General features: G+C 72.9%; 19 protein-coding genes. 15 read left to right on the top strand and 4 right to left on the bottom strand.

The features are described from left to right. The first annotated feature begins 7 nt into the window (after positions 1-7). The 7 genes from ACOTKD_RS17585 (at position 8) to ACOTKD_RS17615 (ending at position 6,843) form a co-directional block, all read left to right on the top strand. A complete protein-coding gene (locus tag ACOTKD_RS17585) occupies positions 8-955 on the top strand; it encodes a type II secretion system F family protein (RefSeq protein WP_424889913.1) in 948 nt (315 codons plus the stop codon). A gap of 19 nt (positions 956-974) precedes the next feature. Beyond that, the gene (locus ACOTKD_RS17590; protein WP_424889914.1) at positions 975-1,871 is read left to right on the top strand and encodes a DUF5936 domain-containing protein; all 897 of its coding nucleotides are present in this window, start codon (positions 975-977) and stop codon (positions 1,869-1,871) included. Between the two features lie 201 nt (positions 1,872-2,072). Then, positions 2,073-2,237: a Flp family type IVb pilin gene (locus ACOTKD_RS17595; RefSeq protein ID WP_030367499.1), complete on the top strand. Its 165-nt coding sequence runs from the start codon at positions 2,073-2,075 to the stop codon at positions 2,235-2,237. 158 nt (positions 2,238-2,395) lie between these two features. Then, positions 2,396-3,019 carry a pilus assembly protein TadG-related protein gene (locus tag ACOTKD_RS17600; RefSeq protein ID WP_424889915.1) on the top strand — a complete coding sequence of 208 codons (624 nt, stop codon included), beginning with the start codon at positions 2,396-2,398 and terminating at the stop codon, positions 3,017-3,019. A 92-nt stretch (positions 3,020-3,111) separates the two neighbouring features. Then, positions 3,112-3,711 (top strand): hypothetical protein, encoded by a 600-nt coding sequence (locus ACOTKD_RS17605; protein ID WP_424889916.1) that lies wholly within the window; start codon positions 3,112-3,114, stop codon positions 3,709-3,711. Positions 3,712-3,718: 7 nt separating this feature from the next. Next, positions 3,719-4,348: an OmpA family protein gene (locus ACOTKD_RS17610; protein WP_424889917.1), complete on the top strand. Its 630-nt coding sequence runs from the start codon at positions 3,719-3,721 to the stop codon at positions 4,346-4,348. A 1,274-nt stretch (positions 4,349-5,622) separates the two neighbouring features. Further along, entirely contained in the window at positions 5,623-6,843 is a 1,221-nt protein-coding gene (locus tag ACOTKD_RS17615; RefSeq protein WP_424889918.1) for a hypothetical protein, read from the top strand. Positions 6,844-6,995: 152 nt separating this feature from the next. On the opposite strand, the gene ACOTKD_RS17620 is transcribed toward ACOTKD_RS17615, so the two are convergent. Beyond that, complete coding sequence (locus ACOTKD_RS17620) at positions 6,996-7,355, bottom strand: DUF192 domain-containing protein (RefSeq protein WP_424889919.1); 360 nt, start codon at positions 7,353-7,355, stop codon at positions 6,996-6,998. 58 nt (positions 7,356-7,413) lie between these two features. Between ACOTKD_RS17620 and ACOTKD_RS17625 the strand changes: the two genes are divergently transcribed. The 3 genes from ACOTKD_RS17625 (at position 7,414) to ACOTKD_RS17635 (ending at position 10,305) form a co-directional block, all read left to right on the top strand. Continuing rightward, complete coding sequence (locus ACOTKD_RS17625) at positions 7,414-8,154, top strand: prepilin peptidase (RefSeq protein WP_424889920.1); 741 nt, start codon at positions 7,414-7,416, stop codon at positions 8,152-8,154. Positions 8,155-8,282: 128 nt separating this feature from the next. Beyond that, the gene (locus ACOTKD_RS17630) at positions 8,283-8,864 is read left to right on the top strand and encodes a TetR/AcrR family transcriptional regulator (protein WP_424889921.1); all 582 of its coding nucleotides are present in this window, start codon (positions 8,283-8,285) and stop codon (positions 8,862-8,864) included. 175 nt (positions 8,865-9,039) lie between these two features. Further along, a complete protein-coding gene (locus ACOTKD_RS17635) occupies positions 9,040-10,305 on the top strand; it encodes an MFS transporter (protein ID WP_424889922.1) in 1,266 nt (421 codons plus the stop codon). 329 nt (positions 10,306-10,634) lie between these two features. Here ACOTKD_RS17635 and mgrA read toward each other — a convergent pair whose 3' ends face one another. Further along, positions 10,635-11,681, bottom strand: coding sequence for an L-glyceraldehyde 3-phosphate reductase (mgrA, locus tag ACOTKD_RS17640; protein WP_424889923.1), 1,047 nt, complete (start codon positions 11,679-11,681; stop codon positions 10,635-10,637). A gap of 110 nt (positions 11,682-11,791) precedes the next feature. Between mgrA and ACOTKD_RS17645 the strand changes: the two genes are divergently transcribed. From ACOTKD_RS17645 to ACOTKD_RS17660, 4 genes are all read left to right on the top strand, one after another. Continuing rightward, entirely contained in the window at positions 11,792-12,553 is a 762-nt protein-coding gene (locus ACOTKD_RS17645) for an isoprenyl transferase (RefSeq protein ID WP_424889924.1), read from the top strand. Between the two features lie 459 nt (positions 12,554-13,012). Beyond that, positions 13,013-14,335 carry a PhoH family protein gene (locus tag ACOTKD_RS17650; protein ID WP_424889925.1) on the top strand — a complete coding sequence of 441 codons (1,323 nt, stop codon included), beginning with the start codon at positions 13,013-13,015 and terminating at the stop codon, positions 14,333-14,335. 370 nt (positions 14,336-14,705) lie between these two features. Continuing rightward, entirely contained in the window at positions 14,706-15,446 is a 741-nt protein-coding gene (locus ACOTKD_RS17655) for a transglycosylase SLT domain-containing protein (RefSeq protein ID WP_424889926.1), read from the top strand. Positions 15,447-15,596: 150 nt separating this feature from the next. Then, positions 15,597-17,057, top strand: coding sequence for an AI-2E family transporter (locus ACOTKD_RS17660; RefSeq protein WP_424889927.1), 1,461 nt, complete (start codon positions 15,597-15,599; stop codon positions 17,055-17,057). Between the two features lie 91 nt (positions 17,058-17,148). Here ACOTKD_RS17660 and ACOTKD_RS17665 read toward each other — a convergent pair whose 3' ends face one another. Both ACOTKD_RS17665 and ACOTKD_RS17670 read right to left on the bottom strand, forming a co-directional pair. Next, positions 17,149-17,688, bottom strand: coding sequence for an alkyl hydroperoxide reductase (locus tag ACOTKD_RS17665; protein WP_106679065.1), 540 nt, complete (start codon positions 17,686-17,688; stop codon positions 17,149-17,151). A gap of 11 nt (positions 17,689-17,699) precedes the next feature. After that, positions 17,700-18,254: a peroxiredoxin gene (locus ACOTKD_RS17670; protein ID WP_030367520.1), complete on the bottom strand. Its 555-nt coding sequence runs from the start codon at positions 18,252-18,254 to the stop codon at positions 17,700-17,702. Between the two features lie 135 nt (positions 18,255-18,389). On the opposite strand from ACOTKD_RS17670, the gene ACOTKD_RS17675 reads away from it, so the two are divergent. Then, complete coding sequence (locus tag ACOTKD_RS17675; protein ID WP_424889928.1) at positions 18,390-19,370, top strand: hydrogen peroxide-inducible genes activator; 981 nt, start codon at positions 18,390-18,392, stop codon at positions 19,368-19,370. Positions 19,371-19,399 lie beyond the last annotated feature (29 nt).

Here is a 19,399-nt window from a genome sequence, read left to right on the forward strand (position 1 = left end):
GGGGACCATGGACGATCTCGGGCAGCTCGTCGCGCTGACCGTCGGGGCCACCCTGCTGGCCGGGGTCCTGGGCATCGCGGGCCTGCAGCTGTACGCGTCGGGGAAGGCGCAGCGCCGCGCCCTGGCCGAGCGGCTCGCCGACGCGCCCGCCCTGCCGCCGGCCGGGCGCCCCCGGCGCTTCGCGCGCCTGGACCGGCGGCTGCGCGCCACGCGGGCGGGGCGCCGGCTGGAGCGCCGGCTCGCCGCGACCGGCCTGGACGTCACCCCCGCCGAGTTCGCCGCCGGCACGCTGGGCGCGGCGGCCGGGCTGTGGCTGGTCGCGGCCGGCGCCCTCGCGCCGTTCTTCGGGCCCCTGGCCGCCGCGGTCACCGTCTGGAGCGCGTCCGGCTTCCTCGCCCGCCAGCGCCGCAAACGCATCGAGAAGTTCATCAACCAGCTCCCCGAGCTCTCGCGCATCCTCGCCAACGCCACCCAGGCCGGGCTCGCGCTGCGCACCGCCCTCGGCATGGCCGCCGAGGAGATGGACGCCCCGGCCGGCGAGGAGCTCGGCAAGGTCGCCGACCGGCTCGCCGTCGGGCACTCGGTCGACGACGCCCTCGGCGAGCTGGCCGACCGGCTGCCCTCCCGCGAGCTGGTCGTGCTCGTGACCACCCTCGTGCTGTCCAACCGGGCCGGCGGCACGGTCGTCAGCTCGCTGCGCAACCTCACGCGGACGCTGGAGGAGCGCAAGGAGACCCGGCGCGAGGTCCGCACCCAGCTGTCCCAGGTGACCGTCACGGCGTACGTCGTCCCGCTGATGGGCCTCGGCACGCTGCTGCTCACGGACCGCATCGCGCCCGGCTCGATCGACCGGATGACCTCGTCGTTCCTGGGCCAGGCGGCCGTGGTCACCGCCTTCGTGCTCTACGGGCTCGGGTTCTTCGTCATCCGCCGCCTGTCCAGGATCGACGTCTGAGGAGCGGGGCGCAACGGACATGGGACTGCTGGGAATCCTGCTGGGCCTGCTGGCCGCGCTGTCCGTGGCGGGCGTCGTTGCGGGCGTCGTCCTCTGCCGCAGCGAGGCCAGGCTGCCGGACGACCTGGCGCTGGCCCTGGAGGTCGGCTCGACCCGTACGACGGTCGTCGGCTCGGCCGTGGACCGGCTCGGGATGCGCTACGCGCCGCTGGTGCTGCGGATGATGGGCGGCAAGCGGGTGGCGAGGGTCCGCAGCCGGATCGACCGGGCGGGCAACCCCGGCGGCCTCACCGTCGACCGGTACGCGGCCCGCCGGGCCGTCTACGGCGCCCTCGGCTTCGGCGGCGCGCTGGTGATGGCCGCGGACGGGCAGCTCCTCCTCGCCCTCCTGCTCGTGGCCTTCGGGCTCTTCTGGAACGAGGTCGGCATCTGGGCGGCCGTCCGCGAGCGCAAGGCCGCGATCGACCGCACGCTGCCGGACTTCCTCGACGTCCTCGCGGTGGTGGTCAGCGCCGGCCTCGGGTTCCGGCAGGCCCTGGAACGCGTCGCCGAGCGCTACGAGGGGCCCTGGGCGGACGAACTGCGCATCACGCTGCGCCAGATGGACATGGGTGTGAGCCGCCGGCAGGCGTTCGAGGAGCTGCGCCGGCGCAACGACTCGGAGCAGGTGGCCCAGTTCGTCACGGCGCTGCAGCAGGGCGAGGAGCTGGGCGCCCCCATCGTCGACACCCTGATCGCCATCGCCGGCGACATGCGCCGCGTCGACGCCCAGCTGGCCCGCCGCCGCGCGGCGCGCGCGGTGCCGAAGGCGACCGTGGTGATCACGACGTTCATGGTCCCGGCCACGATGATCCTCCTGGTGGCGGGGTTCTTCCTGGGGTCGGGCACGGACCTCGGGGACCTGGTGGGGAGGTGACCTCGGTGCGGGTGGGGCTGCAGGGGCTGCGGCGGGGGGTGCTGCGGAGGTTGCGGCAGGGGTTGCCGCAGGGGTCTCAACTCCCTTTAACAGAGGGTGAATGGTGGCGGATGGTCTGTTCCGCTACGGCTGTTCCGGCGTACTTTTCTTGTGCTCGCCCGCCTGCCCGTACGGGGCCGGCCGCCGACGGAGGGAAACGTGATGGGAAAGCGCTTCTTGGGAAACGACCGGGGGCAGACCGCGATCGAGTACCTCGGCATCATCGCCGTGGTGGTGGCGATCGTCCTGGTGCTGACCCGGACGGACTTCGGGAGCGCGATCGCGAGCGCCATCTCCGACAAGATCACCGAGGTGACGGGCGGCTGACCGGGGAGCCGGTCCGGGGGCTGACGAGGCGGCGGTCCGGGGTGCGGGCGGGGCGGTGGCCCCGGGTGTCCGCGGGCCGGTCGGCCCGGGTGCCGGCCGGGCGGTGGAGCGGCTGCGGGCGCGACCGGGGGCAGGCGTTCCCTATCTACCTCACCGCCGTGGCCGCGCTCCTCTTCCTCGCCCTGGCGTTCTTCGCCGTCGGCCGGGCGGGTGCCACGAAGAACGGCGCCCAGACCGCCGCCGACGCCGCGGCCCTGGCCGCCGCGCAGACGTACCGGGACCAGCTCCGTACGGGCCTGCTGACGGCCGTCGGCACGGGCGGCCCGTGGGCCGACTGGCTGGCCGGCCGCCTGGGCGATCCGGAGGCGGCCTGCGGCCGGGCCGAGCCCTACGCCCAGGCCAACGGAGCGCACGTCCAAGGGCGTTGCACGGCCTCCGGGGGCCCGCTTCCGGCCTCGTTCACGGTCACGGTCGAGTCCGCCGCCGCGGTCGGGAAGTCCGTCGTCCCGGGGACGGAGGACCGGCACGCGACCGCGACGGCGCGGGCCGTCGTCGAGCCGCGCTGCTGGGGGCCGCCGCCCGCCCCGCAGACCCCGCCCGCCCCGTCGCCCTCCGGCGGCCCGCAGCCGTCCGCGAGCCCGGGCACCGGAGCGCCGGCGCAGGGGAAGCCCGCCGTCGAGATCGTCTGCGACGGCGAGACCGTACGCATCGAGCCCGACCGGCCCGGAGCCCTGGTGAGGGCGGCGACGCTCTTCACCGTACGGCTGGCGGACGGCGCGTGAACCCGGCGACCGGAGCCGGCCCGGTCCGGGCCCGCCCGACGAACGGGAGCCGGGCCGACCGGAGCCCGCCCGACGAACGAAGGATCACGACCATGAGGATGCGGCACACGACGAAGGCCCGCAGGGGCGCCGCGGCGGCCGTGCTCGCGGCCGTCATGGCCCTGACCGCGGCGGGCTGCGGGGACGACGGCGGAGGGGGCGGGAAGGCGGACGGCGACGGGGCCGGTGCCCGCGCCTCCGGGAAGGCGTCCGCGCAGCGCGGCGAGGCCAAGAACCGCCCCCGGGACCAGGCGCCGTCCGACGCCGTCGGGGAGATGAAGGGACCGGACGGGATAGCCCTGGCCATCACCTCCGTCGTCCGGGACGAGGGCGGCTTCGTGACGGTCAACGGCACGCTCACCAACCGCGGTTCCCGGTCGTTCAACGCGATCCACTGGCTGTCGAAGGAGACGGAGATGAAGTCCCGCTCCTCCATTTCGGGCGCCTCGCTCGTCGACGCCTCGGGCAAGAAGCGCTACCTGGTGCTCCGCGACACCGACGGCGAGTGCCTGTGCAGCACGGGCCTGACCAACATCAAGCCCAGCGAGAGCCGCCCGGTCTTCGCGCAGTTCCCCGCGCCCCCGGCCGAGGTCACCGAGGTGGACTTCCAGCTGCCCACGATGCCGTCCGTCCACGTGAAGATCTCGGGGTGAGCGCGCCGTGCCGACGCTCCGGGCCCGCTGCGCCACCGTTCTGGCCGCCGCGCTGACCGTGCTCCTCGCGGTGGCCTCGCCGCCCGCCGCCCCGCCCGCGGCCGCCCAGGGGCGCTCCGGTCCCGGCGGCCCGGCGAACACCACCCCGCCCGTGAAGATCAACGGCGCCGACCCGGACCTGAAGCTGCGCTCCGGCGCGAAGCTCGCCGCCGGGCGGGTCCTCGACATCAAGTCCGTGGTCGAGACGGAGGGCGGCGACGAGCGGCGCGAGGACACCAACGTGGACGTCACCTTCGCCCTCCAGGCCGAGGTCCTCTTCGACAAGGACAGCGCGCGGCTCAGCCGCGAGGCCGGCAAGCGCATCAGCGCGATCGCGGCGGAGGCGAAGAAGCAGAAGGCGGGCACCCTGCGCGTCTTCGGCTTCACCGACAACCTCGGCTCCGCCGAGCACGGCCTCGCTCTGTCGAAGGAGCGGGCCGACGCGGTGCAGCGTCAGCTCGCCGAGGAGATCGGCTCGTCCTCGGTCGCGTACCAGATCCGGGGGTACGGCGAGCAGTTCCCGATCGCGGACAACTCCACGGAGGAAGGGCGCACGAAGAACCGGAGGGTGGAGGTCAGCTTCCCGCGGCGGGGGTAGCGGCGGGAGCAGTGGCGGGAGTGGCGGCGGGGGTGGGGGATACGGGACCCACCGGTCTTCCGGCCTCGCCGCCGGGTTATCCACAGGGGTCGCCGTACGGGCGGTGATCGGCTGTCCTTGATGCATGAAGGCCGATGACCGATGCGTGAAGTCCGACCATCCGCGCATGAAGGGCGATCACCGATGCGTGAAGGCTGACCACCCGCGCGCTTGCGGGGCCCAACCGCGCCCGCACGGTCCTCACGCGCGCCTGCGTGAACTGGCCGCCGTGCAGGGCGGAGTCGTGCTGACGTCGCAGGCCGTGGCCGTCGGCCTCTCCCGCGGTGCGGCCGCCCGCTCGCTGCGCCGGGCGGGCTGGTCCCGGCTGCACGCGGGCGCGTGGGCGGAGCCGGGCCGGGAGGCCGGTCTGCGGCTGCGCCTGCGGGCCGCGCAGCTGCACCACCCCGAGCTGGTCGCCAGCCACAGCGCTGCCGCCGCCGCGCACGGGATCGTGCTGATACGGCCGTGCAGGCCCGAGTTCACGTCCGTCCGGGGGCGCAAGCGCGGGGCCGGGGCCGTCGTCCACCGGATCCCGCTCGCGGACAGCGAGGTCACCATCGTCTCGGGCGTCCGCGTCACCACGGCCGTGCGGACGCTGTGCGACCTGCTGCGGGCCCTGCCCGAGGACGAGGCCGTCATCGCCGCCGACTCCGCGCTCTCCCGCGGCCTGGTGCACCGCGAGGAGGTCGCGCGGGCACTGGAGGAGGCGCCGCGCCGGCCGGGCACCCGGGCGGCACGGCGGGCGCTCGCCCTCGCCGACCCGGCCAGCGGCTCCCCGGCGGAGACCAAGGCCCGCCTGGAGATGGCCGCGGCGGGCCTGCGCCCGGAGTCCCAGGCGGAAGTGACGACGGACCGCGGGCGTACGGCGCGGCTGGACTTCCTCTTCCGGGCGGAGGGCCTCGGCATCGAGATCGAGGGCTTCACCTGGCACGGCACGAGGGCCGCCCACCAGAACGACACGATGCGCTTCAACGACCTCGCGGGCTGCGCCGGGATCCGCCGCATCCTCCGCTTCACCAGGGACGACGTCTTCCACCGCCCCCGGCTCATGGTCCGCACCGTCCGGCGGGCGCTCGACGACCTGCGCGGGTGGGACCGGACGGTCGCGAACTCCCGGGCGGGCACGGCAGGATGGGGCGGCGCGGATGCCGGGGGAGTGGTGAGGGAGGCGTGGGATGAGGGGCCGCGGGAAGGCGAGGGGCGGGGTCGTCGGGGTGACGGTGCTGGGGCTGCTGATGGCGGTGACCGGAAGGGCGGGGGCGGCCGGCGAGGCCGGGGCCCTCACCGGGTACGCGATGGCCCCGGGCGCCCAGGTGATCGAAGGAGCGCTCGCCAGGGACGGCGGGCCGTTGCTGAGACCGGGCCCGCACACCTACAAGGACTCCGTCCGGCCCGGTGAGCGCAAGCACTACACGGTCGAGCTGGACGGCACGTCGAACGCGTACGTCTCCGCCGTGGCCGCCCCGAAGCCCGGCAGTGCCATGGGGCCCAGGGACGGCATCGACGTGACCCTGGAGACGCCGGACGGGACGCCGTGCGGCGCGGGCCGGCACCGCACGTTCCTGTCGGCCGGGGGCGCCTACCCCGTCGCCGACTACGCGGAGCGCGTGCCCCGGGCGGGCAGCGCCTGCGCGGCCGCGGGCACGTACCGGTTCGTGCTGGAGCGGGGTGACGCGGCGGGCGGTGACGGCGCGGCGGTGCCGGTGGAGCTGCAGTACGTCACGGCTCCGCCGGGGGAGGAGGACCCGGGCGGTCAGGGCGGCCCGTCGTCCCAGGGCGGCACCTGGGCCTCGCAGGCGCCGCGGATGCCGGACGGGCCGGGCAAGGCCGTCACCGGCGGGTCCGGCTTCAACGACGCGGCGGAGGTGGGCGCAGGCTCCTGGAAGGACGAGCTCCGCCCCGGCGAGACCCGCTTCTACCGCGTCGCCGTCACGGCGGGCCGCCAGCTCTTCGCCCGCGCCCGGTTCGGCGCGGCCCCGAGCGGCGGCGCATCCCCGTACGTGTCCGGCGGGGTCCGCCTCGGGCTGAACAACACCGCGCGGGGCTACGTGATGAACCGGACCACCGGGTACCAGGGCAAGGCCGCGGTGGTCTCCCTGGCCACGCCCCCGGCCGCGTACGGCGGCGGCGTGGCGGTGGGGGACGCCGTGCGCGGCATGCGGTTCGCCGGGTGGTACTACCTCCAGGCCAGCCTGAGCCCCAGGGCGGGCTCGGGAACGGGGGCGTCCGCGGCGGCGGCCGTGCCCGTGACGCTCGACGTCGACGTGGCCGCGGCCCGGCCGGCCGCCCTCGCCCCGAAGCCGGTCTCCGGCGGCGTCCCGGCCGGGGAAAAGGGGCGGGACGTGCGGCTGCGCGTCATCGGCTACACGGGCGTGGGCACGGGCTCGGCCCTCCTGGCCGGCCTGGCGGGCTGGACGCTGGTGGCCCGGCGGCGGTCGCGTCGGCAGGGGGAGTGACGTACGGCTCGTCCCCTCCTCTTCTTTCCGCCGCAGCGGTGATCCGCCACGGCGGCGCAGCCCCGGCGGTGCCGGACCCGCATCAGGCCGTCGCGTCCTCGAAGCGCCCCCGCCTCAGGCCGAGGCGTCCTCGAAGCGCGCGCCCCCCTGCCTCAGGCTGACGCGTCCTCGAAAAGAACCCTCGCGCCGGGGCGCAGGCCCCAGCCCTCCATGGAGCCCGCCGCGGACTCCAGCACGTGCCGCGCGCGGAGCCGCGGCAGGCCGAGCCGGCCCGGCCGCATGGTGCGGACCGCGAGGACCGTCAAGTGGCGGTCCAGATAGGCCACGTCGATGGCGAAGCGCATCCGGAACGTGTGCACGCTCGCGGCCGGTGTGAGGAGCAGGGCGCCGTCGACGGCGTCGCGGCCCAGGAGCCCCCGGGTGCGGGCGCGGTAGGACGCGGCGATCTCCAGGGGGACCGGCGGGCCTTCCGGGACGCGCAGCCGGGCCGTGCCGTCCTGTCTGCGGGGCATGCCCGGACTTTATCCACAGGCCCGGGCGGGGACGTGCGGATGTCCGTAATCTCGGGGCATGGATCTCGGGGGCGGGGAAGGGCTGTTGACCGGGGCCGCGGTCGTCTACGGGGCCGTGGCCGGGCAGTTGGTGCCCCGCGCCGGGTACAGGCTGAGCGTGGAGCCCGAGGAGCCCTGGCGGTCGGCGGGCCCGTGCGGGCACGCGGTCGCGGGGTGGCTGGGCCGGGCGCGGTGCGGGGTGTGCGAGGAGGGGTACGGCCCGGGGGCGCTGCTGCCCGTGGTGGTGACGGCCCTGGTGTGCGGGGCGCTCGCGGCGGCGGTCGGGGCCCGGCCCGAGCTCGCGGTGTGGCTGCTGGCCGCGCCGGTGGCCGTACTGCTGGCCGTGGTCGACCGCTCGGTGCGGCGGCTGCCGGACGTCCTGACGCTGCCGCTGGCCGCGGGGACGGCGGTCCTGCTCGGCGCGGCCGCCCTCATACCCGGCGCGGCCGGGTCGTGGCCGGGGGCGCTGCTCGGCGGGGCGGCCCTGGGCGGCGGGTACTTCACGCTGTTCCTGATCCACCCGGCCGGGATGGGGTTCGGTGACGTGAAGCTGGCGGTGGGGCTCGGCTGCGCGCTGGGCTGGTACGGCTGGCAGGTGCTGTTCCTGGGGGCCTTCGCGGGACTGCTGCTGGGGTCCTTGTACGGGGTGGCGCTGCTGGCGGCCCGGCGGGCGGGGAGCGGGACGGCGCTGGCCTTCGGGCCGTTCATGATCGCGGGTGCGTGGCTGGGGGTGCTGACCGGAGGGGCGGCGGCCGGCTGAGGGGGCGAGATGCGGCGGATACGGACGCAGCAGATGCAGACGCAGCGGATACGGACGCAGCAGATACATCAAGTACGACCCCGCCCGAACTATTGGATCGATCAATCCAAAACTGCTACGGTCGGATCATGGCCCGACCGAGGAAGTTCGACGAGGAGCGGGCGGTCGACGCCGCGCTTGAGGCGTTCTGGACCGCCGGGTACGAGGCGACCTCGACCCAGGACCTGTGCGAGGCCACGGGCCTGGGCCGGAGCAGCATCTACAACACCTTCAAGAGCAAGCACGACCTCTTCCGGCGCGCCCTGCTCCGCTATATGGAGCGCAAGAACGCGAACATCGACGCCGTCCTGGAGAGCGGGCTGCCCGCCCGGGAGAAGCTCCGGGCGCTCCTCGACGTCATCGTCGAGGAGGAGGGGCTCTACGCGGAGGACGGCCGAGGCTGTCTGGTCGTCAACTCCTGCGTCGAGCTCGCGGCCAGGGACGCCGAGGTGGCCCGGGTGCTGGAGCGCGACTACCGGCGGCGGTTCGAGGCGCTGAAGGCCGCGATCGAGTCCGGGCAGCGGGACGGCGACATCGACCGGGCCAAGGACGCCGGCGCGCTCGCGCACTTCGTCATCGCGGCCATCGGCGGCATGCGCGTCTCGGCGCGGGCCGGTGTCGGGCGCGAGGCGCTGGAGGGCATCGTGCGCACGACGCTCGACGCCGTCTGACGGCTTCCCCGCTCCGGGTGACACCCGTTCGGCACTCGGGTGCGCCTTTGCGTGCCCCAATTTTGTACCGATCAATCCAAAACCAGCTGATCCAAACCAGCTGATCCAAACCAGCCGACCCAAAACCGGCCGAGCCAAACCGGCCGGTCCATCCCCCTGCAAGGAGCACCCCACCATGCCCCGCGCCGTCCACCTCCTGGCCCTCGGCATCTTCGCCATGGTGACCAGCGAATTCGTCGTAGCCGGACTGATGCCGCAGATGGCCGAAGGGCTCGGCGCCACCATCCCGGAGATCGGCTACCTCATCACCGCCTTCGCGCTCGCCATGGCCTTCGGCGGCCCCGTCCTGACCGTGGCCGTGATGCGGCTGCGGCCGAAGACCGCGCTGCTGGTGCTGTTCGCCGTCTTCCTCGCCGGCAACGTGCTGGCCGCGACCGCGACCACGTACGGAGCCATGCTGGCGGCGCGGATCGTCACGGGGGTCGCCTCGCAGGCCTTCTTCGGCGTCGCCCTGTCCCTGTGCGCCCAGCTCACCCGCCCCGAGCTGCGCGGCCGGGCCGCCGCCGTCGCCCTGAACGGCCTGATGCTCGGCACGCTGCTGGGCCTCCCGCTGTCCACGCTGGTCGGCGAGCGCTTCGGCTGGCGCGCCGCCTTCTGGGCCATCTCCGCGCTCGCCGCCCTCGCCGCGCTGTGCACCGCCGCCGGCATTCCTGCCGTGGAGCGCGCCGCCGAGGGCGGGAGCCTCCGCAAGGAACTGGCCGTCTTCAAGCGCCGCAAGCTCTGGCTCGCGCTCTCGACCAGCACGTTCGTGATCGGGGCGACGTTCTCCGCGTTCAGCTACCTCAACCCGGTCCTCACCGGGCTCACCGGCTTCTCCACGGGCGCCGTCCCCCTGCTGCTCATCGCCTACGGGGCCGCCACCGTCGCCGGCAACTGGGTCGTGGGCCGCCTCGCCGACCGCCACGCCGTCCCCGTCCTGCTGTGCGGACTGGCGCTCAACGCCCTCTTCCTCGCGGGCTTCGCCCTGACCGCGCACCTGCCCGTCCCGGCGGTGGCGTTCACGGTGGGCATGGGGCTGGTCGGCGTCACCATGAACCCGGCGATGGTCACCCGCGTCCAGCGCGCCGGCAACGCCCGCCCGCTGGTCAACACCATCCACTCCTCCTGCATCACCCTCGGGATCGTCATCGGCTCGTCGGCCGGCGGCCTGGCCGTCGACGCCTCCGGCCTGCGCGCCCCGCTGTGGCTCGGCGCCGCCCTGGCCGTCGTGGGGCTCCTCACCCTCGTCCCCGAGCTCACCCGCGCCCGCCGGAAGCCGGCCGCGGCCGGCCCGGCTCCCGCGGCCGCCCCCGTCGCTGCCGCCGCCCCGGAGTCCCCGGCCGCGTCCCCCGAACGGCTCTCCGACGCGCCCGGGACCGTCGCCGCGTCAAGTCGGCCGTGATTTTTCCGGACGTTATCGAAGTGTGCCCAAGAGGCTGCCGGGGTTGTCCGCGGAATGGCTGGTTCTACGCCGTAGGCCCAGTACTGGCGGGCCCCCGGGGCCTCCGGCCGCACCGGGCCGGACCCGCCCATCCATGATCAAAAAGTCACCGAGTGTCAGCATCCCGAGGGTCGTCACCCTTGTCGGTGCAACGAGCACGGCCTCAGACCGGTTAAGGTGGAAACCCCCCCTCGGGCCGGTCCGTATCCCCCCCACGGACCGGCCCGTTTTCTTTCCCCGTCATCACCCTGGGTGACGATCCGTGCGACCCGGGCCCTCCGGACCCGGGGTCAGCCGCGGCGGGCCCAGATGTTGACGCCCTCGGTGCTCACCGCGAGGGCATCGATCTCGGCCAGCTCTCTTTCGGTCAGCTTCGGCGCCCCCAGCGCGGCCACGTTCGCCTCCAGCTGGGCCACGCTCGACGCGCCGATCAGCGCCGAGGTCATCCGCGGGTCGCGCAGCACCCAGCTCAGGGCGAGCTGCGCGAGCGACTGCCCGCGCCGCCCGGCGATCTCGTTCAGGCCCCGCAGCCGGCCCACCACGTCCTCGGTCAGCAGCGCCGGGTCCAGGGACTTGCCCTGCGAGGCGCGCGAGCCCTCCGGGACGCCGTGCAGGTACTTGTCGGTCAGCAGGCCCTGCGCCAGCGGCGCGAAGGCGATGCAGCCCATGCCCTCCGCCTCCAGCGCGTCCAGGAGGGCGTCGTCCTCGGTCCAGCGGTTGATCATCGAGTACGACGGCTGGTGGATGAGGGCCGGCACGCCCATCTCGCGCAGCAGCCGGGCCGCCTCGGCGGTCTGCTCGGCGCTGTAGGAGGACACGCCCGCGTAGAGCGCCTTGCCCTGCCGGACGGCGGACGCGAGCGCGCCCATCGTCTCCTCCAGCGGGGTCTCCGGGTCGAACCGGTGCGAATAGAAGATGTCGACATAGTCGACACCCATCCGGCGCAGCGACGCGTCCAGCGAGGACAGCAGGTATTTCCGCGAGCCCCACTCGCCGTACGGCCCGGGGTGCATCAGATAGCCCGCCTTCGTCGAGACGAGGATCTCGTCGCGGTACGGCCGGAAGTCCTGTGCGAAGATCTTGCCGAAGTTCAGCTCGGCGGAGCCGGGCGGCGGGCCGTAGTTGTTGGCCAGGTCGAAGTGCGTGATCCCGAGGTCGAAGGCGCGGCGCAGAATGGCGCGCTGCGACTCCAGGCTGCGGTCGTCACCGAAGTTGTGCCACAGTCCCAGGGAGATGGCCGGCAGCTTCAGGCCGCTGCGGCCCGTGCGCCGGTACTCCATCGTGTCGTAGCGGTTATCGGCCGCTCGATAGTGAGCGGAATGTGTGGAATCGGTCATGTGCATCTGACTATCACGGTCTTGTGACAGACCGAGTTGGGTTCCCGTGACACGCGGGCAGTAATGTGGCGCCCTCGGGGCGACCGCCGTGGCTTGGAGGGGCTGGAAACGTGAAGTTGCGCGACCTGGTGTACAGGCTCTACGCACGCCGGGTGGAAGGCCGCCTCGACCATGCGCAGGTGCCCAAGCACATCGGTGTCATCCTCGACGGCAACCGCCGCTGGGCGCGGGCCGACGGCCGCACGACCGAGCAGGGCCATCAGGCGGGCGCCGACAAGATCTCGGAGCTGCTCGGCTGGTGCGCCGAGACCGACGTCGAGGTCGTCACCCTCTGGATGCTCTCCACCGACAACCTCGACCGCCCGGCCGTGGAGCTCAACCCGCTGCTCGGCATCATCGAGAACACGGTGCGCGGCCTGGCCGCGGACGGCCGCTGGCGCGTCCACCACGTGGGCACGATGGACCTGCTGCCGGCCCGTACGCAGCAGGTGCTCAAGGAGGCCGAGCAGGACACGATCGGCACCCGCGGAATACTGGTCAACGTGGCCGTCGGCTACGGCGGCCGGCAGGAGATCGCGGACGCGGTGCGGTCGCTGGTGCTCGAAGCGGCCGAAAACGGCACGTCCTACGAGGAACTGGCCGAGCAGGTCGACGTCGACCACATCACCAAGCACCTCTACACGCGCGGCCAGCCCGACCCGGACCTCATCATCCGCACCAGCGGTGAACAGCGCCTGTCCGGGTTCATGCTCTGGCAGAGCGCGCACTCGGAGTATTACTTCTGCGAAGTCTTCTGGCCGGCTTTCCGGAAGGTCGACTTCCTGCGCGCATTGCGGGATTACGCGGCGCGGCACCGGCGGTACGGTTCCTGAGGCGTTTGCTGCGCGAACGGATCCGGCTGGGGGCGCGGGGGTTATCCCCCGCATGGCGCTGTGCGGCGCGGCACCGGCGGTACGGTTCCCGACCTTTGCGGCCGTAGGGCTCCCGGAGCCGTACCACAGTAGGTTCCGGCACCACGGGTACGGCTCCTGACGGACCGGCGGCTCACCACGCCGCCGCATATGCCGTTGCATGGTCAAGCGGTCCAGCGGGAATATCCCCTCCAGGCCGACGGTCTGTCCTAAGACCGTCGCTCTGCCAGCGGGCGGCATGGGGCCGCCCGCCCGGGAGGCCCTTTGCACACGGACGACGACCGTGCGGACCGAGCGGCCCTGTCAGGCCGCGCGGCCGCCCGCGGAGGGCCGCAGCCGGGCCCTCGAAGGGCTCCGATCCCGGCCCATTCCCCGGCGACGCCGTCGCGCCCCGACCTCCCTGAGGGGGTTCGTCCACCCGTGGTGACCAGCAAGAAGCGCCGTGAGAACGACCGGCGCACCTATGTCCTCGACACCAGCGTCCTGCTGGCCGATCCAGGCGCCATGTCCCGCTTCGAGGAGCACGAGGTCGTGCTGCCCGTGGTGGTGGTCACGGAGTTGGAGGCCAAGAGGCACCATCCGGAGCTCGGTTACTTCGCGCGGCAGGCGCTGCGTCTGCTGGACGCGTACCGGGTGCAATTCGGCCGACTGGATTCCCCGATTCCGATCGGTGATCTGGGCGGGACGCTCAGGGTCGAGCTCAACCACTCGGATACGGGCATACTGCCCGCCGGCTTCCGCCTCGGCGACAACGACTCGCGCATCCTCGCGGTCGCCCGCAACCTCCAGGCCGAGGGGTACGACGTCACGGTCGTCTCCAAGGACCTGCCGCTGCGGATCAAGGCGTCGGCGGTCGGCCTGCTCGCGGAGGAGTACCGCGCGGAGCTCGCCATCACCGACTCCGGGTGGACCGGCATGGCGGAGCTCACCATCACCGCCGAGCAGGTCGACGAGCTCTACGCCGCCGAGCTCATCCACGTCGCGGAGGCGGCGGAACTGCCCGTGCACACCGGCCTGGTGCTGCAGTCCGAGCGCGGCAAGGCCCTCGGGCGGGTGGGCGCCGACGGCTCGGTGCGCCTGGTGCGCGGCGACCGCGAGGCGTTCGGCATCCACGGCCGCAGCGCCGAGCAGCGCGTGGCGCTCGACCTGCTGCTCGACCCCGAGATCGGGATCGTGTCGATGGGCGGCCGGGCCGGCACGGGCAAGTCCGCGCTGGCGCTGTGCGCCGGCCTGGAGGCCGTCCTGGAGCGCCGGCAGCACCGCAAGGTGATGGTCTTCCGGCCGCTGTACGCGGTCGGCGGGCAGGAGTTGGGCTATCTGCCGGGCAGCGAGGCGGAGAAGATGAGCCCGTGGGCCCAGGCCGTCTTCGACACCCTCTCGGCGGTGACGAGCTCCGAGGTCATCGACGAGGTCGTCGAGCGCGGCATGCTGGAGGTGCTGCCGCTCACCCACATCCGCGGCCGCTCCCTCCACGACGCCTTCGTGATCGTGGACGAGGCGCAGTCGCTCGAACGGAACGTGCTGCTGACCGTTCTGTCCCGGATCGGCGCCAACTCCCGGGTGGTGCTCACCCATGACGTGGCCCAGCGCGACAACCTGCGCGTGGGGCGGTACGACGGCGTGGTCGCCGTCGTCGAGAAGCTGAAGGGGCACCCGCTCTTCTCGCACGTCACGCTCACGCGTTCGGAGCGTTCGCCCATTGCGGCGCTGGTGACCGAAATGCTGGAGGACGGAAGGATCTGACGCCTTCCGTTCCCTCGCGGCGGCGCGCGGCAAAGCCAAGGAGCCTAGCCCCGCGCCGCTGTTGTGCGCCGGGCTTTCCGTAAATGCCCGGCCATAAACGAGGTGTGACCTTTCCCACGTAACCCGGAATTGCCTCGGGGCATCCCGTTCGGGCAGAGTCTGCTTCCTGTCAGGCCCCGCATACGGCACTTCGGCCCCTCGTGGGTCAGTGCACCACCAGCTCGAAGAACTGAACAGCGCCGCCGTATGCCGCCCGAGCGTCACGCGGACCTCCCTCGCGGGAGGCCCCACGGGCCCGTGCCTCCCGTGACCGTTACGGAGGCCAGCGCCAGGGGCACGATCGCGCTCGCGTAGGTCACCCGTGCGGGCGATGCTGGAAGGAAAACGTGTGAGCCGGATTTCGGTCCGGGGATTCGCCGTGGCATCCGCCACCGCGGTCACCACCGTCGGCGCCGTCGTAGGTGTCGCTGCAGGCCATGACCAGGGCGCGACCGACCGGGTCGAGGCGACCGCAGCGGACACGACGCTCCTCGCGGACATCCCCGCAGGACAGAACGTCCGGGCACAGGCCGCTTCCCTGACCCAGCAGGCGGACACGCAGTCCGAGGCCGCCGAGACCGCCGCCAAGAAGGGTGCCGAGGAGGCCGCGCGCAAGCAGGCCGCCGAGGACGCCACGGCGAAGAAGGAAGCCGCGGACGAGGCCGCCAAGAAGAAGGAGGCCGAGGAGAAGGCCAAGGAGCGCGAGAAGGAGGAGAAGGAGCAGATCAGCTCCCGCTCCGCCACCCGCGACGCCTCGTCCTTCCCCGCCAAGAGCTCCTACTCCGTCGCCGAGGTCCAGGCGATGGCCCGCTCCATGGTCCCCGGCGACCAGTTCCAGTGCTTCAGCAACATCGTGAACAACGAGAGCACCTGGGACTACACCGCGACCAACGCCTCCTCCGGCGCCTACGGTCTCGTCCAGGCGCTGCCCGGCACGAAGATGGCCTCGGCCGGCGCCGACTGGCGGACCAACCCCGCCACCCAGATCAAGTGGGGCCTCGGCTACATGAACGAGCGCTACGGCAGCCCCTGCGGCGCCTGGTCGTTCTGGCAGGCCAACCAGTGGTACTAGGGCGCGGCGACCAGCGGTAACGCCGGTCACTTCCCCGTACGGACGAGCCCCCGGTCTCAACCAGACCGGGGGCTCGCGCCGTCTTCCCCGGCAACGCGGCCCGGGTAACGTTCACCCTGGCCACGGGGGAGTGGGGGTAGAGGAAGAGAAATGTCCAGATTGCCACGATGGGTCGGTGGTGCGGGGGCGGGTCTGACCCGCCTCGCCCGTCGGCTCGAGGAGCGCTCGGCCGAGGCGGACGCCTCCGGCGCTCCCGGGACCGACGCCGCCGGCCCCGCACGCACCTCCCCGCCGAATCGTTCCGGCTGGTCCGGGGCGGCGTCCGCCCCGGACCCGGAAACCGCCGGAGGATTGTCCTCCGCCGCGCCTCCCGCAGGCGACCCCGCATCCGCCGGCGGTCCCGCGGACGACGCGGCCGGCAGCCGCGCTCACAGCGGCCCGCCCGCCGTGGGCGACCACGTGCCGCCGCCGCCCGGCTACGCACCGGCCGTCCCGGCGCGGCCCGACCCCGTCGCCGCCGTCCCCTGGGGCGTGCGGGTCGCGGCCGAGGTCGCCTGGCGGCTGCTGATCCTGGCCGGCAGCCTCTGGGTGCTGATGCGGGTGATCAGCTCCGTCCGCCTGGTGGTGCTGTCCTTCGTCGTCGGCCTGCTGATCACCGCCCTGCTGCAGCCCACCGTCGCCTGGCTGAAGAGACGCGGCGTGCCCCGGGGGCTCGCCACGGTCATGACCTTCATCTCCGGCTTCGTCGTCATGGGCCTGGTCGGCTGGTTCGTGGTGTGGCAGGTGACGGACAACCTCGACGACCTGTCCGGGCAGGTGCAGCAGGGCATCAAGGACCTGAAGCACTGGCTGCTGACCAGCCCGTTCCACGTCACCGAGAAGCAGATCAACAACATCGCCGACAACCTCAGCACGGCCATCGGCGCCAACACCAAGGACATCACCTCCGCCGGCATAGAGGGCGTACAGGTGATCCTGGAGGTGCTGACCGGCATCCTGCTGGCGATGTTCAGCACGCTGTTCCTGCTCTACGACGGGCCGCGCATCTGGGAGTGGCTGCTGAAGCTGTTCCCGGCGGCGGCGCGCGAGGGCGTGGCGGGCGCGGGTCCGCGGGCGTGGGCGACGCTGACGGCCTACGTGCGGGGCACGGTGATAGTGGCCCTGATCGACGCGATCTTCATCGGCATAGGGCTGTTCTTCCTGAAGGTGCCGCTCGCGGTGCCGCTGGCCGTCTTCATCTTCCTGTTCGCCTTCGTCCCGCTCGTCGGCGCCGTGGTCTCCGGCGCGCTCGCGGTGGTCGTGGCGCTGGTGACGAAGGACGTGTTCACGGCCCTGATGGTGCTGATCGTGGTGCTCGCGGTGCAGCAGATCGAGGGCCACGTCCTGCAGCCGTTCATCCTCGGCCGCGCCGTGCGCGTCCACCCGCTCGCGGTGGTCCTGTCGGTGGTCGCGGGCTCCCTGATCGCGGGCATCGGCGGTGCCGTGGTCGCCGTCCCGCTGGTCGCCGTCACCAACACCGTCGTCGGCTACCTCCGCGCCTACACCAGGGACAAGGCCCTGGCCGCGGCGCCGCCGGACGGGCCGCCGCCCCCGGGAGAACCGGGAAGCTGAGCACAGACGAGTGGGGCCCCGGCGGCGGGGGGGGGGGGGGGCCCCCGGCGGGGGGTCCGGGCCGGGCCCCACTCGTCGTGCGAGGTGCGGATCAGGCGTTGTCCGCCAGGACCTGCTCGGCGTCCAGGGTGGCGCCGGCGGCCTGCAGGACCGCGGCGATCTTGAACGCCTCCTGGATCGTCTCGCGCGAGACGCCCGCCTTGCGGAGGACCTGCTCGTGCGAGTCGAGGCACAGGCCGCAGCCGTTGATGGCCGAGACGGCCAGCGACCACAGCTCGAAGTCGACCTTCTCCACGCCCGGGTTGCCGATGACGTTCATCCGCAGGCCCGCGCGCAGGTTGCCGTACTCCGGGTCCGACAGCAGGTGCCGGGTGCGGTAGTAGACGTTGTTCATCGCCATGATCGCGGCGGCGGCCTTGGCGGCCGTGTACGCCTCGGGCGACAGGTTGGCCTTGGCGACCGGCTCCAGCTCGCGCAGCACGATCGGCGAGCGGGTCGCGATCGCGCAGGAGAGGACGGTGCCCCACAGCTGCTGCTGCGGCAGGTCGGAGTTGCCGATGACCGAGCCGAGGTTCAGCTTCAGGTCCTTGGCGTAGTCCGGTATGGCGGACTTCAGTTCATCGAGCGCCATGGGAGATCAGCTCACTCGCCCGCGAGGAGCTTGACGGCGTCGAGGGTCTCCTCGCCCTTCGACCAGTTGCAGGGGCACAGCTCGTCCGTCTGCAGGGCGTCGAGGACCCGGAGGACCTCCTTGGGGTTACGGCCGACGGAGCCGGCGGTCACCATGACGAACTGGATCTCGTTGTTCGGGTCCACGATGAAGACGGCGCGCTGGGCGTAGCCGTCCTCGCCCTCGACGCCGCAGGCCTGCATGAGCTCGTGCTTGGCGTCGGCCAGCATCGGGAAGGGCAGGTCGCGGAGGTCCTTGTGGTCCTTGCGCCAGGCGTGGTGGACGAACTCGGAGTCGCCGGAGACGCCGAGGATCTGGGCGTCACGGTCGGCGAACTCGTCGTTCAGCTGGCCGAACGCGGCGATCTCGGTCGGGCAGACGAAGGTGAAGTCCTTGGGCCAGAAGAAGACGACCTTCCACTTGCCCTCGTGGGTCTTGTTGTCGATCTGCGCGAAGGCCTTGTCCGCGTCGAGGTCCACACAAGCGGTCAGGTCGAACTCGGGGAACTTGTCACCAACAGTGAGCACGCGCTCTCCTTGCAGCGAGCAGGAAGCTCCGTGACAGGAGTTTCCTTCGGGGTTGGACATGAGCAACCCTGCCACAGGAGCCATTGATAACGGAAATAGCTAGACTGGGTGATGTTGATCGGAGGTGCTTATCAAATGTCATCCGCACCGGCAGTCGCTGCCGCCATGGGCCCGGGGAGCGGGCGTCCCCGCCAGCCCAGCATCGCCCAGCTCCGGGCCTTCGCCGCCGTCGCCGAGCACCTGCACTTCCGCGACGCCGCCACGGCCCTCGGCATGAGCCAGCCCGCGCTCTCCGGGGCCGTCTCCGCCCTGGAGGAGATCCTCGACGTCCAGCTCGTCGAGCGTACGACGAGGAAAGTGCTGCTCAGTCCCGCGGGCGAGCGGCTCGCCGTCCGCGCCCGCACCGTCCTCGACGCCGTCGCCGCGCTCATGGAGGAGGCCGACGCGGCCCGCGCGCCCTTCACCGGCGTCCTGCGCCTCGGGGTGATCCCGACCGTCGCGCCGTACCTCCTGCCGACCGTCCTGCGCCTGGTCCACGACGCCTACCCGGACCTCGACCTGCAGGTCCACGAGGAGCAGACGTCCTCGCTGCTCGACGGGCTCACCCAGGGCCGGCTCGACCTGCTGCTGCTCGCCGTGCCGCTCGGTGTGCCCGGCATCACCGAACTGCCCCTCTTCGACGAGGACTTCGTGCTCGTCATGCCCCGCGACCACTGGCTGGCCGGACGCGGTGACATCCCGCGCGAGGCGCTGCGCGAGCTCGACCTGCTCCTCCTCGACGAGGGCCACTGCCTGCGCGACCAGGCCCTCGACATCTGCCGCGAAGTGGGCCGCACGCCCGGCGCGTTGGGCACGACCAGTGCGGCCGGGCTGTCCACGCTCGTCCAGCTCGTCGGCGGCGGCATGGGCGTCACCCTGCTGCCGCGCACGGCCCTGCGTGTGGAGACCGAGCGCAACGCCCAGCTCGCCACGGGCTCGTTCGCGGATCCGGTGCCCTCGCGCAGGATCGCCCTGGCGATGCGGGCGGGCGCCGCGCGGCAGGAGGAGTTCGGGCAGTTCGCGGAGGCGCTCCGCAAGGCGCTGCGGAAACTGCCGGTGCGCGTCACGGCGCAGTGAACGGGCGGCCCCCGGGGCCCGGTTGAGTG

Origin of the sequence: Streptomyces sp. XH2, assembly GCF_049725035.1 — a bacterium.
GTDB classification, from domain to species: domain Bacteria; phylum Actinomycetota; class Actinomycetes; order Streptomycetales; family Streptomycetaceae; genus Streptomyces; species Streptomyces roseoverticillatus.

What these genes read in the sequence shown, in the direction of transcription:
- ACOTKD_RS17585 (WP_424889913.1), top strand. Translation starts at nt 8, where the DNA reads ATGGACGATCTCGGGCAGCTCGTCGCGCTGACCGTCGGGGCCACCCTG.
- ACOTKD_RS17590 (WP_424889914.1), top strand. Translation starts at nt 975, where the DNA reads ATGGGACTGCTGGGAATCCTGCTGGGCCTGCTGGCCGCGCTGTCCGTG.
- ACOTKD_RS17595 (WP_030367499.1), top strand. Translation starts at nt 2,073, where the DNA reads ATGGGAAAGCGCTTCTTGGGAAACGACCGGGGGCAGACCGCGATCGAG.
- ACOTKD_RS17605 (WP_424889916.1), top strand. Translation starts at nt 3,112, where the DNA reads ATGAGGATGCGGCACACGACGAAGGCCCGCAGGGGCGCCGCGGCGGCC.
- ACOTKD_RS17615 (WP_424889918.1), top strand. Translation starts at nt 5,623, where the DNA reads ATGGCGGTGACCGGAAGGGCGGGGGCGGCCGGCGAGGCCGGGGCCCTC.
- ACOTKD_RS17620 (WP_424889919.1), bottom strand. Translation starts at nt 7,355, where the DNA reads ATGCCCCGCAGACAGGACGGCACGGCCCGGCTGCGCGTCCCGGAAGGC.
- ACOTKD_RS17625 (WP_424889920.1), top strand. Translation starts at nt 7,414, where the DNA reads ATGGATCTCGGGGGCGGGGAAGGGCTGTTGACCGGGGCCGCGGTCGTC.
- ACOTKD_RS17630 (WP_424889921.1), top strand. Translation starts at nt 8,283, where the DNA reads ATGGCCCGACCGAGGAAGTTCGACGAGGAGCGGGCGGTCGACGCCGCG.
- ACOTKD_RS17635 (WP_424889922.1), top strand. Translation starts at nt 9,040, where the DNA reads ATGCCCCGCGCCGTCCACCTCCTGGCCCTCGGCATCTTCGCCATGGTG.
- mgrA (WP_424889923.1), bottom strand. Translation starts at nt 11,681, where the DNA reads ATGACCGATTCCACACATTCCGCTCACTATCGAGCGGCCGATAACCGC.
- ACOTKD_RS17655 (WP_424889926.1), top strand. Translation starts at nt 14,706, where the DNA reads ATGCTGGAAGGAAAACGTGTGAGCCGGATTTCGGTCCGGGGATTCGCC.
- ACOTKD_RS17660 (WP_424889927.1), top strand. Translation starts at nt 15,597, where the DNA reads ATGTCCAGATTGCCACGATGGGTCGGTGGTGCGGGGGCGGGTCTGACC.
- ACOTKD_RS17665 (WP_106679065.1), bottom strand. Translation starts at nt 17,688, where the DNA reads ATGGCGCTCGATGAACTGAAGTCCGCCATACCGGACTACGCCAAGGAC.
- ACOTKD_RS17675 (WP_424889928.1), top strand. Translation starts at nt 18,390, where the DNA reads ATGTCATCCGCACCGGCAGTCGCTGCCGCCATGGGCCCGGGGAGCGGG.